The sequence below is a fragment of the Streptomyces sp. NPDC050658 genome (assembly GCF_044457025.1).
Lineage (GTDB): Bacteria > Actinomycetota > Actinomycetes > Streptomycetales > Streptomycetaceae > Streptomyces.
Window position 1 is genome coordinate 308,025 of record NZ_JBITGM010000009.1, and the last position, 15,123, is coordinate 323,147.

General features: G+C 70.6%; 15 protein-coding genes and 1 pseudogene. 15 read left to right on the top strand and 1 reads right to left on the bottom strand.

The window, feature by feature from the left end:
• The first annotated feature begins 7 nt into the window (after positions 1-7).
• From lepB to ACIBKX_RS29455, 8 genes are all read left to right on the top strand, one after another.
• On the top strand, positions 8-775 hold the full coding sequence (gene lepB, locus ACIBKX_RS29420; protein WP_363273554.1) for a signal peptidase I: 768 nt from the start codon (positions 8-10) through the stop codon (positions 773-775).
• Entirely contained in the window at positions 765-1,268 is a 504-nt protein-coding gene (locus ACIBKX_RS29425) for an NUDIX hydrolase (protein WP_363273553.1), read from the top strand. The genes lepB and ACIBKX_RS29425 overlap by 11 nt, the downstream gene beginning before the upstream one ends.
• Positions 1,269-1,323: 55 nt before the next feature.
• Positions 1,324-1,632: a DUF2469 domain-containing protein gene (locus ACIBKX_RS29430; RefSeq protein ID WP_005311352.1), complete on the top strand. Its 309-nt coding sequence runs from the start codon at positions 1,324-1,326 to the stop codon at positions 1,630-1,632.
• Between the two features lie 144 nt (positions 1,633-1,776).
• Positions 1,777-2,154 carry a YraN family protein gene (locus ACIBKX_RS29435; RefSeq protein WP_363273552.1) on the top strand — a complete coding sequence of 126 codons (378 nt, stop codon included), beginning with the start codon at positions 1,777-1,779 and terminating at the stop codon, positions 2,152-2,154.
• A gap of 1 nt (position 2,155) precedes the next feature.
• Positions 2,156-3,775 (top strand): YifB family Mg chelatase-like AAA ATPase, encoded by a 1,620-nt coding sequence (locus ACIBKX_RS29440; RefSeq protein ID WP_363273551.1) that lies wholly within the window; start codon positions 2,156-2,158, stop codon positions 3,773-3,775.
• Positions 3,772-4,950: a DNA-processing protein DprA gene (dprA, locus tag ACIBKX_RS29445; RefSeq protein ID WP_363273550.1), complete on the top strand. Its 1,179-nt coding sequence runs from the start codon at positions 3,772-3,774 to the stop codon at positions 4,948-4,950. The genes ACIBKX_RS29440 and dprA overlap by 4 nt, the downstream gene beginning before the upstream one ends.
• A gap of 338 nt (positions 4,951-5,288) precedes the next feature.
• Entirely contained in the window at positions 5,289-6,131 is an 843-nt protein-coding gene (whiG, locus tag ACIBKX_RS29450) for an RNA polymerase sigma factor WhiG (protein ID WP_363273549.1), read from the top strand.
• A gap of 139 nt (positions 6,132-6,270) precedes the next feature.
• On the top strand, positions 6,271-6,828 hold the full coding sequence (locus ACIBKX_RS29455; protein WP_363273548.1) for a helix-turn-helix domain-containing protein: 558 nt from the start codon (positions 6,271-6,273) through the stop codon (positions 6,826-6,828).
• Here the strand turns inward: ACIBKX_RS29455 and ACIBKX_RS29460 are convergent.
• Positions 6,782-7,351: pseudogene (locus tag ACIBKX_RS29460) on the bottom strand (peptidoglycan DD-metalloendopeptidase family protein); the annotation flags it as partial. The gene ACIBKX_RS29455 and the pseudogene ACIBKX_RS29460 sit on opposite strands and share 47 nt — an antisense overlap.
• A 353-nt stretch (positions 7,352-7,704) precedes the next feature.
• On the opposite strand from ACIBKX_RS29460, the gene rpsB reads away from it, so the two are divergent.
• The 7 genes from rpsB (at position 7,705) to rlmN (ending at position 15,080) form a co-directional block, all read left to right on the top strand.
• Positions 7,705-8,607 carry a 30S ribosomal protein S2 gene (rpsB, locus tag ACIBKX_RS29465; protein WP_363273545.1) on the top strand — a complete coding sequence of 301 codons (903 nt, stop codon included), beginning with the start codon at positions 7,705-7,707 and terminating at the stop codon, positions 8,605-8,607.
• A 122-nt stretch (positions 8,608-8,729) separates the two neighbouring features.
• Positions 8,730-9,566, top strand: a complete 837-nt coding sequence (gene tsf / locus ACIBKX_RS29470; protein ID WP_363273544.1) for a translation elongation factor Ts — start codon at positions 8,730-8,732, stop codon at positions 9,564-9,566.
• A 185-nt stretch (positions 9,567-9,751) separates the two neighbouring features.
• Positions 9,752-10,513, top strand: coding sequence for a UMP kinase (gene pyrH / locus ACIBKX_RS29475; protein ID WP_363273543.1), 762 nt, complete (start codon positions 9,752-9,754; stop codon positions 10,511-10,513).
• Positions 10,514-10,662: 149 nt separating this feature from the next.
• A complete protein-coding gene (gene frr / locus ACIBKX_RS29480) occupies positions 10,663-11,220 on the top strand; it encodes a ribosome recycling factor (protein WP_363273542.1) in 558 nt (185 codons plus the stop codon).
• 33 nt (positions 11,221-11,253) lie between these two features.
• Positions 11,254-12,309, top strand: a complete 1,056-nt coding sequence (locus ACIBKX_RS29485) for a phosphatidate cytidylyltransferase (protein ID WP_363273541.1) — start codon at positions 11,254-11,256, stop codon at positions 12,307-12,309.
• A gap of 168 nt (positions 12,310-12,477) precedes the next feature.
• Positions 12,478-13,869 carry an FG-GAP and VCBS repeat-containing protein gene (locus ACIBKX_RS29490; RefSeq protein ID WP_363273540.1) on the top strand — a complete coding sequence of 464 codons (1,392 nt, stop codon included), beginning with the start codon at positions 12,478-12,480 and terminating at the stop codon, positions 13,867-13,869.
• Between the two features lie 104 nt (positions 13,870-13,973).
• A complete protein-coding gene (gene rlmN, locus ACIBKX_RS29495) occupies positions 13,974-15,080 on the top strand; it encodes a 23S rRNA (adenine(2503)-C(2))-methyltransferase RlmN (protein WP_363273539.1) in 1,107 nt (368 codons plus the stop codon).
• Positions 15,081-15,123: the final 43 nt, after the last annotated feature.

The window sequence follows — 15,123 nt, forward strand, 5'->3', positions numbered from 1 at the left end:
CACTGGGATGAGCAGGACACAACGTACGGACGAGGGCCGCGGGCGGCTCGGCAGCGTGCTGTCGGGGCTGGCCGTGGCCCTCGGCTGTGTGCTCTTCCTGGGCGGCTTCGTATGGGGCGCGGTCGTGTACCAGCCGTACACCGTCCCGACCGGGTCGATGACGCCGACGATCGGCGCGGGCGACCGGGTGCTCGCCGAGCGGGTGGACGGCGACGAGGTGCGCCGTGGTGACGTCGTCGTCTTCCGGGAGTCGAGCTGGGGCGACCTGCCGATGGTCAAGCGCGTGGTCGCCGTCGGCGGCGACCGGGTCTCCTGCTGCACGGACGGCAAGCTGATGGTCAATGGCAAGCAGGTCGCAGAACCGTATCTGCCGGAGGGCAAGGGCGCCGCGGCCACCGGCATCCCCGCCACGACCGTGCCCAAGGGCCGGCTGTTCCTGCTCGGCGACGAGCGCAGCGGCTCCCTGGACTCCAGCGTGCACCTGGGCGACGGCGACCACGGCTCGGTGCCGCGCAGCGCGGTGGAGGGGCGGGTCGACGCGGTGGCGTGGCCGCTGGGCAAGTTCGGGATGCTGGAGAGCGCCGACGGTTTCGCCCAGATGCCGGGCGGCATCTCCGATCCGGGTCCGCTGCGGCTGATGGTGACGGCCGTGGTGGCCGGTGCGGTGCTCGTCCTGGGCGGCGCCGCCTACGGGCCGATCGCCAAGCGGCTCGGGCGCGGGCGTGAGCGGTCCCGGAGCGGCAGTCGCTCGGGAGAGGCCGCCCATGTCGGCTGAGGGGACGGAGCGGCCGCTGCGCGAGGTCGCACGGGTGGTGCTGCTCGACCCGCAGGACCGCATCCTGCTGCTGCACGGGCATGAGCCGGACGATCCGGCCGACGACTGGTGGTTCACGCCCGGCGGCGGTCTGGAGGGCGACGAGACGCATGAACAGGCCGCGTTGCGTGAACTGATGGAAGAGACGGGCATCACCGAGGTCGAGCTCGGTCCCGCCCTGTGGCAGCGGGTCTGCTCCTTCCCCTTCGCCGGGCGGCGCTGGGACCAGGACGAGCGGTACTTCCTGGCGCGTACGTCGCAGACGGCGACGCAGGCCACGGGGCTGACGGAGCTTGAGCGGCGGAGTGTGGCCGGAGCGCGTTGGTGGACGTGCCGGGAACTGACCGAGGCACATGAGACGGTGTATCCGACCAGGCTCGCCGAGCTGCTTCGCAGGCTGCTCGACGAGGGTCCTCCGGGCAGGCCCGAGATCCTCGACACGGAAATCGTGTAGAGGCTCCAGGGGCTGACGCACAATAGGGGGACGCAAGGCTGAAGGGGAACATGCCATGAGCGCCGAGGACCTCGAGAAGTACGAGACCGAGATGGAGCTGAAGCTCTACCGGGAGTACCGCGATGTCGTCGGTCTGTTCAAATATGTGATCGAGACCGAACGGCGCTTCTATCTCACCAATGACTACGAGATGCAGGTGCACTCGGTCCAGGGTGAGGTTTTCTTCGAGGTATCCATGGCGGATGCCTGGGTGTGGGACATGTACAGGCCCGCACGGTTCGTGAAGCAGGTGCGCGTCCTGACGTTCAAGGACGTGAATATCGAGGAGCTGAACAAGAGCGACCTCGAGCTGCCGGGGAGCTGAGCCGGTCCACGGCAGGCTCCGCGGCGGTTCCGCGGGGGTTTCACCGCATCGGGTGAGCGGGTTGTCCACAACGCCCGCGTTGTCCACCAAGATCCACAAGGTGCGCGTCCGGGCCCCAGTGTGGGTGTCGGAGGTGGTGCCGACATGAACGCACGGGGGGCACTCGGGCGGTACGGCGAAGAACTGGCCGCGAGGCGGCTCGGTGAAGCCGGGATGACGGTTCTGGAGCGCAACTGGCGCGGTGGCAGGACCGGCGAGATCGACATCGTGGCGATGGACGGCGAGGCGCTCGTCGTCTGCGAGGTCAAGACGCGCAGGGCGGGCCTGGCCGGCTCGGTGATCTATCAGCATCCGATGGCGGCGGTGGGCCGCGCCAAGGCGGAGCGGCTGCGGCGGCTCGCCGAGCGCTGGATCGAGGAGCGGGGCGGTCCGCCGCCGGGCGGGGTCCGGATCGACCTCGTCGGGGTGCTGATCCCCCGGCGCGGCGCCCCCGTCGTGGAGCACGCGCGGGGGGTGGCCTGAGATGGGCTTCGCGCGTACGTGTTCGGTGGCGCTGGTGGGCGTCGAGGGCGTGGTCGTCGAGGTGCAGGCCGATCTGGAGCCCGGCGTCGCGGCGTTCACGCTGGTCGGGCTCCCCGACAAGAGCCTGACGGAGAGCAAGGACCGGGTCAGGGCCGCGGTGGTCAACTCGGGCGGTGAGTGGCCGCAGAAGAAGCTCACCGTGGGCCTGAGCCCGGCGTCGGTGCCCAAGGGCGGCAGCGGATTCGATTTGGCGGTGGCCTGTGCGAGCCTTGGCGCCGCGGAGCGCATCGATCCGCGGGTGCTCGCCGACATCGTGATGATCGGCGAGCTGGGGCTCGACGGGCGGGTGCGGCCGGTGCGCGGTGTGCTGCCCGCGACCCTGGCCGCTGCGGACGCGGGCTATGAGCAGGTCGTCGTCCCGGAGTGCACGGCGGCCGAGGCGTCGCTGGTGCCGGGGATCTCGGTGCTCGGAGTGCGCAGCCTGCGGCAGCTGATCGCGGTGCTGACCGATGAGCCGGTGCCGGAGGAGGAGCCCGTCGAGCCGGGGCGGCCAGACCCGCTGCTCGCGGGGCTCTGCGTGCCCGGCACGGGCGTCGGTTCGGGGCTCGGCGGAGGTCTTGACGAGACCCATGCGCTGGACCTGGCGGATGTCGTCGGGCAGCTGTCGGCCCGCACCGCCGTGGAGGTGGCCGCCGCGGGCGCGCACCACCTCTTCCTCCAAGGGCCGCCGGGCGCCGGGAAGACGATGCTCGCGGAGCGGCTGCCGGCGATCCTGCCCCGGCTGACCCGTGAGGAGTCCCTGGAGGTAACCGCCGTCCACTCGGTGGCGGGCATGCTGCCGCCGGGCAAGCCGCTGGTGGACGCCGCGCCGTACTGCGCGCCGCACCACTCGGCGACGATGCAGTCCCTGGTGGGCGGCGGCCAGGGCCTCGCACGGCCGGGCGCGGTCTCGTTGGCGCACAGGGGCGTGCTCTTCCTCGACGAGGCGCCGGAGTTCAGCAGCCGGGCCCTGGACTCCCTGCGGCAGCCGCTCGAAGCGGGCCATGTGGTGATCGCCCGCAGCGCGGGGGTGGTGCGGCTGCCGGCGAGGTTCCTCATGGTGCTCGCGGCCAATCCCTGTCCCTGCGGTCGGCACACCTTGCTGGGGGACGGCTGCGAATGCCCGGCCTCGGCCGTCCGCCGCTACCAGGCACGGCTCTCGGGTCCGCTGCTCGACCGCGTCGACCTGAGGGTCGAGGTGGAGCCCGTGACACGCTCCGAGCTGGCCGGGCACGGGACACGCGGCGATGCCACGCAGACGGTCGCCGACCGGGTGCGTGCCGCCCGGGAGAGAGCGGCGGCCCGGCTGGCCGGCACCGGGTGGCGGACGAACAGTGAGGTGCCGGGGCATGCGCTGCGCACGCGGTGGCCGGCCGAGCCGGGAGCGCTGGATGCCGCCGAAGTCGACCTGGAGCGTGGGTTCCTGACCGCCCGGGGGCTCGACCGGGTGCTGCGGGTGGCGTGGACGGTGGCGGACCTCGCCGGGCGCGACCGGCCGTCGGCGCAGGACGTGGCGCTGGCGCTGCAGTTGCGTACGGGGGTGTCGCGGGGCGCGCCCATGGCGATCGGGGCGTCGGCGTGACGTCCGGGGCGGGCGGGTCGGAGGAGGAGGGGGAGGGGGAGGAGCGTACGGCGAGGGCCGCGCTGACGCGGATTCTCGAACCGGGGGACCAGGTGGCCGGGCGGTGGCTGCGGGAGGCCGGTGCCGTCGAGGTGGTGCGGCGGCTCGGGGCGGGGGAGCAGCACCTCGACGGGGTGACGCCCGCGCGGTGGGAAGGGCTGCGGGCCCGTGCGGCTCGGGCGCGGCCCGCCGCTGACCTGGCGGCGGCGCGGGACGCCGGGGTGCGGTTCGTGTGTCCGGGGGAGGCGGAGTGGCCCGTGCAGCTGGACGACCTGGGGGACGCGAGACCCGTCGGGCTGTGGGTGCGGGGGCGGCCCAGCCTGCGGATATGGGCGCTGCGGTCGGTGGCCGTGGTGGGCGCGAGGGCCTGTACGGAGTACGGGGCGCATATGGCGGGCGCTCTCGGCGCGGGGCTTGCCGAGCGGGGCTGGGTCGTCGTCTCGGGCGGGGCCTATGGGGTGGACGGGGCCGCGCATCGGGGGGCGCTGGGTGCCGGGGGTGCCACGGTGGCGGTGCTGGCGTGCGGGGTCGACCGGCCCTATCCGCGGGGGCATGCCGAGTTGATCGGGCGGATCGCGGAACAGGGTCTCGTGGTGGGGGAGTTGCCGCCGGGTGATCATCCGACGCCGAGCAGGTTCATCCTCCGCAACCGTGTCATCGCCGCGTTGACCAGGGGCAGCGTCGTCGTCGAGGCGGCGTACCGCAGCGGTGCGCTGGTCACGGCGCGCAGTGCGCAGGAGCTGGGCCGGCACGCGATGGGGGTGCCGGGGCCGGCCACCAGCGGCCTTTCGGCCGGGGTGCATGAACTCCTGCGCGGGGACGGTGTCCTGGTGACCGACGCGGCGGAAGTCGTCGAGCTGGTGGGGGACATGGGCGAGGTGGCGCCGCGGCGGCGCGGGCCCGTCGTGCCGCGCGATCTGCTCGCCCCGGAGGCCGCGCGGATCCTGGCCGCGCTGCCCGGCCGGGGCAGCGCGTCGGTCAAGGAGATCGCGGTCGGGGCGGGGACGGCGGTGGACGAGGTTGTCGGTCGGCTGTACGAGTTGCGCTCACTTGGGTTCGTCGAACGACACGGCGACGGCTGGCAGTTGACACGCCAGGCGATTCTGTCGGTCTTCCCGGAGGGAGGAGGATCATGACGGACCGTGTTCGGCCGTCCGGATGAATCCTCGATGTCCTTGGGAAATCGCGGAGTTGGCGCTCCGAGGTCGTCACACATCGCGACGACGGGGACTCGGTGGGGCGTCAAGCGGAACGTATCTGCGTACGCGCGATCCCACGCTCTTCGCGCACTGCGACACTCCAGTCACGCTACGCTCACAAGGATTCCGGCGCGGACAGGCGATTCAGACGGCAATCAGCGATCAGACGGCAACCAGACGGCGATCAGACGGACAACCTCATTCACTTCACGCAAGTTCACCTCACGGGTCCGAGCGACTCCACCGGTACACGGCAGAACGGCTCAAGGCGACGAATGCCCCAGCACACCTCAGGGTCCGACCGGGCGGCGGCTCCCCCCGCAGCCCGTAGCGGCGAGCCGGAGCGGCCCCCCGCACCGTCGTCGCTGGACGAGCTGTGGCGGTCGTACAAGGAGACCGGGGACGGGCGGCTGCGCGAGCAACTGATCCTGCACTACTCGCCGCTGGTGAAGTACGTCGCGGGACGGGTGAGCGTGGGGCTGCCGCCCAATGTCGAGCAGGCGGACTTCGTCTCGTCCGGGGTGTTCGGACTGATCGACGCGATCGAGAAGTTCGACATCGAGCGGTCCATCAAGTTCGAGACGTACGCGATCACCCGGATCCGGGGCGCGATGATCGACGAACTGCGGGCACTCGACTGGATTCCCCGCTCCGTGCGGCAGAAGGCGCGCAATGTCGAGCGGGCCTACGCCACGCTCGAGGCGCAGCTGAGGCGTACGCCGTCGGAGAGCGAGGTCGCCGACGAGATGGGGATCGCGCTCGAGGAACTGCACGCGGTTTTCAGCCAGTTGTCGCTGGCCAATGTGGTGGCGCTGGAGGAGCTGCTGCATGTGGGGGGCGAGGGCGGCAACCGGCTGAGCCTGATGGACACGCTCGAGGACACCGCGGCCGACAATCCGGTGGAGGTCGCGGAGGACCGCGAGCTGCGGAGGCTGCTCGCACGGGCGATCAATACGTTGCCGGAGCGGGAGAAGACCGTCGTCACGCTCTACTACTACGAGGGGCTCACGCTGGCCGAGATCGGCAATGTGCTGGGCGTGACGGAGAGCCGGGTGAGCCAGATCCACACGAAGTCCGTGCTGCAGTTGCGGGCGAAGCTGGCGAGTTTTGGTCGCTGAGGACGCTGAATCGTCCCTGCCGGTGGCTGTGCGCGGGGCTCATCAGGGGCTTATCAGGGGCTTCTCCGGGGTGGAGCGGCTCCCGTGCCGGCGGTCTCGTCCGTAGAGTGGACGTGTGCCAAGGATTCGAGCGGCCTCTGTGGCCGAGCACCGGTCGATGCAGCGCGGCGCCCTGCTGGACGCCGCGCGTTCCCTGCTGTCCGAAGGCGGTACGGAGGCGTTGACCTTCCCCGCACTCGCCGAGCGCACCGGGCTGGCCCGGTCCTCCGTGTACGAGTACTTCCGGTCGCGGGCCGCGGTCGTCGAAGAGCTCTGCGAGGTCGACTTTCCCGTCTGGGCGGCGGAGGTTTCGGCGGCGATGGAGGGCGCGGAGACCGCCGAGGGCAAGGTCGAGGCGTATGTGCGGCGGCAGCTGGATCTTGTGGGGGACCGGCGGCACCGGGCGGTGGTCGCCATCTCCGCGGCCGAGCTGGACGCGGGGGCGCGGGAGAAGATCCGTGCCGCGCACGGGGGCCTTGTCGTGATGATCGGCGAGGCGCTGGCGTCCCTTGGCCATGCGGAGCCTCGCCTGGCGGCGATGCTGCTCCAGGGCGTTGTCGACGCCGCCGTCCGGCGGATCGAGCTTGGCGCCGCTGAGGATCCTGCCGCCATTACCGAAGCGGCGGTTGCCATGGCCCTGCGGGGAGTGCGGGGCTGAGGCCCTGTTTGTCGGTGCCCGGCAGCGGGGCGTTGTGCGCACCCGTTCCGCCCTGCGGAACGCCTGCCCACAACGCGGGCGGCGGCAGTTCCGCCACCGGCAGCAGTCGTGAAGGCCCCCTTCCCAGTAGCCAGGGCGGCAGCAATGTCAGTGGATTCACGTAGGTCGTCCCTCTGCGCAGCCCCCAGTGGAGGCAGCTCTCCGGACGGCAGTGGCCCGTCGGGAGTTCCAGGGTGCCCAGGAGCGCGCCCGCGGGCACCTCGTCGCCCTTCTTGACCGTTGCCCGCACGGGTTCATAGGTCGTACGCAGTGGCGGGTCTCCCGTACCCGACAGGTTCACCGAGACCACGCCCCGGCCCGCCACCCGCCCCGCGAACGCCACCGTGCCCGCGGCCGCCGCCCGGACCGGAGCGCCCGGCGGTGCGGCGAGGTCCACACCGCGGTGCCCCCGGCCGTACTCCGTCGCCGGGGGCTCCCAGCCCCGTACGACCAAAGGACGCACCCCCACCGGCCAGCCGTCGCCCGCCGCCGTCGGCAGCGGCAGCACGGCCAGCAGCAGTCCCAGCAATCCGCTCGGCATCACTCGTCGTCGCATGCGAGAACGGTCCCGCCGCCGGCCGATCCGCGGGGATCATGGCCCGGATCTGTGGACTACCAGCCGGTTGTGGACAGCGGCGTCACCCGCCGCCTCGCGGGTCCCGTACACTTCTTGTGGCGATCCGGGTCACCGGGTCGACTTCGCACGCCCCGACATCAGGCCATGAAAAGCCTGGTGCCAGCGCCTCTCGGTCCTTTGCGGCACGGCGCGTCGCGGGCGTCAGGCGCGACCGCCGTCCGGCGGACGCGGCACAACCGAGAACACCAAGGAGTACGGCCATGGCCGTCGTCACGATGCGGGAGCTGCTGGAGAGCGGCGTCCACTTCGGTCACCAGACCCGTCGTTGGAACCCGAAGATGAAGCGCTTCATCTTCACGGAGCGCAACGGCATCTACATCATCGACCTGCTCCAGTCGCTGTCGTACATCGACCGCGCCTACGAGTTCGTCAAGGAGACCGTCGCCCACGGCGGCACGGTCATGTTCGTCGGCACGAAGAAGCAGGCGCAGGAGGCCATCGCGGAGCAGGCCACCCGCGTCGGCATGCCCTACGTCAACCAGCGCTGGCTGGGCGGCATGCTCACCAACTTCTCGACCGTCTACAAGCGCCTGCAGCGCCTGAAGGAGCTCGAGCAGATCGACTTCGAGGATGTGGCCGCGTCCGGCCTCACCAAGAAGGAGCTGCTCGTCCTCTCCCGCGAGAAGGCGAAGCTCGAGAAGACCCTCGGCGGTATCCGCGAGATGTCCAAGGTGCCCAGCGCCGTCTGGATCGTGGACACCAAGAAGGAGCACATCGCTGTCGGCGAGGCCCGGAAGCTCAACATCCCGGTCGTCGCGATCCTCGACACGAACTGTGACCCCGACGAGGTCGACTACAAGATCCCGGGCAACGACGACGCGATCCGTTCCGTCACGCTGCTCACCCGCGTGATCGCCGACGCCGTCGCCGAGGGCCTCATCGCCCGTTCCGGCGTGGCCACCGGTGACTCGAAGCCGGGCGAGAAGGCCCAGGGCGAGCCGCTGGCCGAGTGGGAGCGCGACCTGCTCGAGGGCGAGAAGAAGGCCGACGAGGCCCCCGCCGCCGAGGCCCCCAAGGCCGAGGAGAAGCCGGCCGAGGCCGAGGCCCCCGCCGCCGAGGCCCCCGCCGCCGAGGCGCCGGCCGCGGACGCCGAGCAGGCCTGACCCTCACCGGTCCGGTAGTTGCTTCACAGGTTCGGTAGTTGACGGCGGGGGCCCGATCGGCCCCCGCCGTTCACCCGTACACCTTCGTAGATCTTTCAGACTTCGAGAGAGAAATTTCGATCATGGCGAACTACACCGCCGCTGACGTCAAGAAGCTCCGTGAGCTCACCGGCGCCGGCATGATGGACTGCAAGAAGGCGCTCGACGAGGCCGACGGCGACGTCGACAAGGCCGTCGAGGCCCTGCGCATCAAGGGCCAGAAGGGCGTCGCCAAGCGCGAGGGCCGCTCCGCCGAGAACGGCGCCGTGGTCTCCCTCATCGCCGACGACAACACCTCCGGCGTGATCGTCGAGCTGAAGTGCGAGACGGACTTCGTCGCCAAGGGCGACAAGTTCCAGGCCGTGGCGAACAACCTCGCCGCCCACGTCGCCAAGACCGCCCCGGCCGACCTCGAGGCGCTGCTCGTGTCCGAGATCGAGGCCGGCAAGACCGTCCAGGCGTACGTCGACGAGGCCAACGCCAACCTCGGCGAGAAGATCGTCCTGGACCGCTTCGCGCAGTTCTCCGGCGCCTACGTCACCGCGTACATGCACCGCACCATGCCCGACCTGCCCCCGCAGATCGGTGTTCTGGTCGAGCTGGACAAGGCCGACGCGGACCTCGCCAAGGGCATCGCCCAGCACATCGCCGCCTTCGCGCCGAAGTACCTCACCAAGGACGACGTGCCGGCCGAGGTCGTCGAGTCCGAGCGTCGCGTCGCCGAGGAGACCACCCGCGCCGAGGGCAAGCCCGAGGCCGCGCTCCCGAAGATCGTCGAGGGTCGCGTCAACGGCTTCTTCAAGGAGGTCACCCTCCTCGGTCAGCCGTACGCGCTCGACAACAAGAAGTCCGTCCAGAAGGTCCTGGACGAGGCCGGTGTCACCCTGAAGCGCTTCTCGCGCATCAAGGTCGGCATCTGAGTCCGTACCGCGATCGACGGTAGACCCCGCTAGGGTCTGACAGCGGTCGCCCGCGTACCGCACGCGGTACGCGACGTACGACCGCAGGATCTGACGAGGAGGCCATTGCCGAGCATGGGATGCGAACAACACCCCACCGGCAGTGGCCTTCTTCGTATGTGGCCAAGTAAAGAAGCGAGAACTCCATGACCACCAAGGCCGACACGAAGAGTGACGACGGCAAAGTCGCCGGTCGTTTCCTGCTGAAGCTCTCCGGCGAAGCGTTCGCCGGCGGGGGCGGCCTTGGCGTCGACCCCGATGTCGTGCACGCGATCGCCAAGGAGATCGCGGCCGTCGTACGCGACGGATCGCAGATCGCCGTCGTCATCGGCGGCGGCAACTTCTTCCGCGGCGCCGAGTTGCAGCAGCGCGGCATGGACCGGGCCCGCTCCGACTACATGGGCATGCTCGGCACGGTCATGAACTGCCTTGCCCTGCAGGACTTCCTGGAGAAGGAAGGCATCGACTGCCGCGTGCAGACCGCCATCACGATGGGTCAGGTCGCCGAGCCGTACATCCCGCTGCGCGCCGTCCGGCACCTGGAGAAGGGCCGTGTGGTCATCTTCGGCGCGGGCATGGGCATGCCGTACTTCTCCACCGACACCACGGCCGCCCAGCGCGCCCTGGAGATCGACGCCGAGGCCCTGCTCATGGGCAAGAACGGCGTCGACGGGGTCTACGACTCCGACCCCAAGACGAACCCGGACGCGGTGAAGTACGACGCGCTCGGCTACGGCGAGGTCATCACCCGCGACCTGAAGGTCGCCGACATGACCGCGATCACGCTGTGCCGGGACAACAAGCTGCCCATCCTCGTCTTCGAGTTGCTCTCCGCCGGCAATATCGCGCGCGCCGTCAAGGGTGAGAAGATCGGCACGCTCGTGGGTGACCACGGCACCCGGGTCTGACCCAGGCACGTCCCCCGAGGGATGGACAAAGCCCTGCCGGTCGGACACGGTGCAGGGAAAGAGACGCGACGCAGCCGACACCCCATGGACTCCCCCTGCTTCACCGTGTGGGGGCGCGCCAAGACCACTCACAACACCAGGAGCACGTGGTGATCGAAGAGACCCTCCTCGAGGCCGAGGAGAAGATGGAGAAGGCCGTCGTGGTGGCGAAGGAGGACTTCGCCGCGATCCGCACAGGCCGTGCGCACCCGGCGATGTTCAACAAGATCGTGGCCGACTACTACGGCGCCCTGACGCCGATCAACCAGCTGGCCTCGTTCTCGGTGCCCGAGCCGCGGATGGCCGTGGTGACGCCGTTCGACAAGACCGCGCTGCGCAACATCGAGCAGGCGATCCGGGACTCGGACCTCGGCGTCAACCCGAGCAACGACGGAAGCATCATCCGGGTGACGTTCCCGGAGCTGACGCAGGACCGCCGCAAGGAGTACATCAAGGTCGCCAAGACCAAGGCCGAGGACTCCAAGATCTCGATCCGTTCCATCCGCCGCAAGGCCAAGGAGGCCATCGACAAGGCGATCAAGGACGGCGACATCGGCGAGGACGAGGGCCGTCGCGCGGAGAAGGAGCTCGACGACACCACCGCGAAGTACGTCGCTCAGGTGGACGAGCTGCTCAAGCACAAGGAAGCCGAGCTGCTCGAGGTCTGAGTGCCCGGCTCCGAGGACTGAGGAATCCGATCCGTGAACGACTCTTCCTGGGGGGCGCCTCCCAGAACCGGGTACTGGGGGCCGCCCGACCAGGGCCCTGCTCGAGGGGCTGCCCCGGCAGGTCCCGCGTACGATGCGCATGACGCCCTGTATCCAGCAGAGACGCAGCCCATGCCCATCGTGCCCGACGTGCCTGATGTACCCCAGGAGCCCATGCCCAACGCACCACAGCCCGCCCCCGAAGCGCCTCGTGCGCCTCAGGCGCCGCAGAAGAAGAGCGCGGGCCGTGACCTCGGGGCGGCCATAGGAGTCGGTGTGGGGCTCGGCGCGGTGATCGTCGCGTCGCTCTTCATCGTGAAGGCCGTGTTCGTCGGCGTCATAGCGGTCGCCGTGGTGGTCGGCCTCTGGGAGCTCACCTCACGCCTCGAGGAACGCAAGGGCATCAAGGCGCCGCTGGTACCGCTCGCGGTCGGCGGCGCCGCGATGGTCGTCGCCGGATACGTCCGTGGGGCCGAGGGTGCCTGGGTCGCGATGGCGCTCACCGCGCTCGCGGTGCTCGTCTGGCGGATGACCGAACCGCCCGAGGGCTATCTGAAGGACGTCACGGCGGGCGTCTTCGCGGCGTTCTACGTGCCGTTCCTCGCCACGTTCGTGGCGCTGATGCTCACCGCGGACGACGGGCCGCAGCGTGTGCTCACCTTCCTGCTGCTGACCGTGGTCAGCGACACGGGGGCGTACGCGATCGGCTGGCGCTTCGGCAAGCACAAGCTCGCGCCGCGCATCAGCCCCGGCAAGACCCGCGAGGGCCTGGTCGGAGCGGTGACGTTCGCGATGGCGGCGGGCGCGTTGTGCATGGAGTTCCTGATCGACGGCGGCAGCTGGTGGCAGGGTCTGCTCATCGGCCTCGCGGTCGGCGTGAGCGCCACACTCGGTGACCTGGGCGAGTCGATGATCAAGCGGGACCTCGGCATCAAGGACATGGGCACGCTGCTGCCGGGCCACGGCGGCATCATGGACCGGCTGGATTCCCTGCTGCCTACGGCGCCGGTGGTGTGGCTGCTGCTGGTGATCTTTGTAGGGTCGGGCTGACCTGCGTAGTTGTTACGTGAGGGGCTCGTCGTCCGGTGGGACGGCGGGCCCCTTCTCGTCACCCCGGTCGGCTCTCCGCCTCGTACACCCGATGGCCGCGACACAACCTTCCTGCCCTGTCGGCTGTCCAGTGTGTGATTTTCCGACGTCGTCGACAGGTGAGGTCCCATGGAACGGCTCGTGCAGGTGCCGCTGAAGTTCGCCGCCGGAGCGCTGGCAGCCGTGCTCCTCGCGACGGGGTGCGGCGCTTCGGAGAGCCCGGCCGACGGTGAGGACAACGCCGCCGAGCGGCCCAAGGCGGGCAAGCCGTCGGAGCGGCCCCGGCCGGGGGACTTCAACGGCGATGGTTACGACGACTTCGCGGCGGTGGTGGGGGGCCGGAGCCTGGTCGTGGTGTACGGCTCGGCGGACGGACTCGATCCGCGCCGCCGCACGGTCGCGGCCCGGCCGGAGTCGAAGACCGGGCCCGAGCAGACGCGGCTGCTGCGCACCGATCTGGACCACGACGGCTTCACCGATCTGATCCAGGCGACGGAGCGCGGCAAGCCGGTCGTGCTGTGGGGCGGGCCGCGCGGGGTGGGCGCCCCTGAGCCGCTCTCCGGGGCGCCGGGCAGCCCCGCCGCCACCGGTGACTTCGACGGGGACGGCAACGCCGACCTGTTCTTCCCCGGCGGCACCGGGGGCCCGGAGGGCACGGTCTGGTACGGCCCCGTCAAGCGCGACGGCGCCCCCGCCCGGCGGCAGAGCCTGAGCAACGGCCGGTGGCCGGACTCGATTCCCGGCCGTTTCCTGGCCGGGGACTTCGACGGGGACAAGGCCACCGACCTGGCGATCTGGTTTCACTGGACCGACCCGGAGATGGAGGGCGACGGCGATGTGACCATCAGCGGGCTGCAGTATCTGCGCGGCGGAAAGGGAGGCCTGAAGCTCGCCGAGCGTCGCGAGCGCCCCGACATCGGTCTGGAGGGGCAGCCGGGCGACGTGGACGGCGACGGCATCGACGACCTGTACTCGGCCGGCTTCACCGCGGCGCAGCGGCAACTGGGCGCCGGCTACCGCCTCAGCACCCGCTCCGGGCCCGAGCGCGGCAAGCGGGACGGGGTGGGCCTTGCCGACCCGCCGGGCCTGACGGACGCGACGCAGTACGGCGGCATGGGCGGCACCGCGCTCGGCGACGTCACCGGCGACGGCAAGGCGGACCTGGTCACATCGGCGACCGGCGCCAACGACAGCAACGGCGTGGTCTGGCTGATCCCCGCCCTGCTCACGGCCAAGAGCGGGGCGAAGGGCGGAGCCGGGGCAGCCCAGGCGATGACCCTCGACACCCCCGGCATCCCCGGCAGCGACACCCCCGCCGCAGGCCGCGGCCCGACCCGCAACCGCATCACGGTCGTGGGCCCCCTGCTCGACACCGACGGCGACAAACACCTGGACGTGGTGGTAGGCGCCCCCGGCTTCCTGAACCCGAAGAAGCGCGACCTGGACGCGTTCTGGGTGCTGCGGGGCACGGACGAGGGGATGAAGTACGAGAGCCGGTTCACGGCGAGGGACGTCGGCTGAGGGGAGGCGCTGGCAGCGGCGGAGGGGCGTACTCCCGGGGAGCCCCCGGCCCCCCGCCACGCACAGCAGGCGCACCCCCGCCCGTCTGCGACACTGGACGGACCATGCCTGTACCCGGAGAACTCACCTTCGTCGCGCCCCGCGGAGCCAAGAAGCCGCCGCGGCATCTCGCCGACCTCACGCCCGCCGAGCGCAAGGAAGCCGTCGCCGCCGTCGGCGAGAAGCCGTTTCGCGCCAAGCAGCTCTCGCAGCACTACTTCGCGCGGTACGCGCACGACCCGGAGCAGTGGACCGACATCCCGGCCGGGGCGCGCGGGAAGCTTCAGGAGGCGCTGCTTCCCGAGCTGATGTCCGTGGTGCGGCACATCAGCTGTGACGACGACACGACGCGCAAGACGCTGTGGCGGCTCTTCGACGGGACGCTCGTCGAGTCCGTGCTCATGCGCTACCCGGACCGCGTGACGATGTGCATCTCGTCGCAGGCCGGGTGCGGGATGAACTGTCCGTTCTGTGCGACGGGGCAGGCCGGGCTCGACCGGAATCTGTCCACCGCCGAGATCGTGCACCAGATCGTGGACGGCATGCGGGCGCTGCGGGACGGGGAGATTCCCGGCGGGCCCGCGCGGCTGAGCAACATCGTCTTCATGGGGATGGGCGAACCGCTCGCCAACTACAACCGGGTGATCGGGGCGATCCGTCGGCTCACGGATCCCGAGCCGGACGGGGTCGGGCTCTCGCAGCGCGGCATCACCGTGTCGACCGTGGGTCTCGTGCCCGCCATCCACCGGTTCGCCGACGAGGGCTTCAAGTGCCGCCTCGCGATCTCGCTGCACGCGCCCGACGACGAGCTGCGCGACACCCTCGTACCCGTGAACACGCGCTGGCAGGTGCGTGAGGTGCTCGACGCGGGTTGGGAGTACGCGGCCAAGTCGGGGCGCCGGCTCTCCATCGAGTACGCGCTGATCCGGGACATCAACGACCAGGCGTGGCGCGGTGACCGGCTCGGCCGGCTGCTCAGGGGCAAGCCCGTGCACGTCAATCTCATTCCGCTGAACCCGACGCCGGGCTCGAAGTGGACGGCCTCCCGCCCCGAGGACGAGAAGGCCTTCGTGGAGGCCATCGCCGCCCATGGGGTGCCCGTCACGATCCGTGACACCCGTGGCCAGGAGATCGACGGGGCGTGCGGACAGCTCGCGGCGGCCGAGCGTTAGGCTTGGCCTGAACACGACTGCCTGATGGCCGAGTGTTCGCACA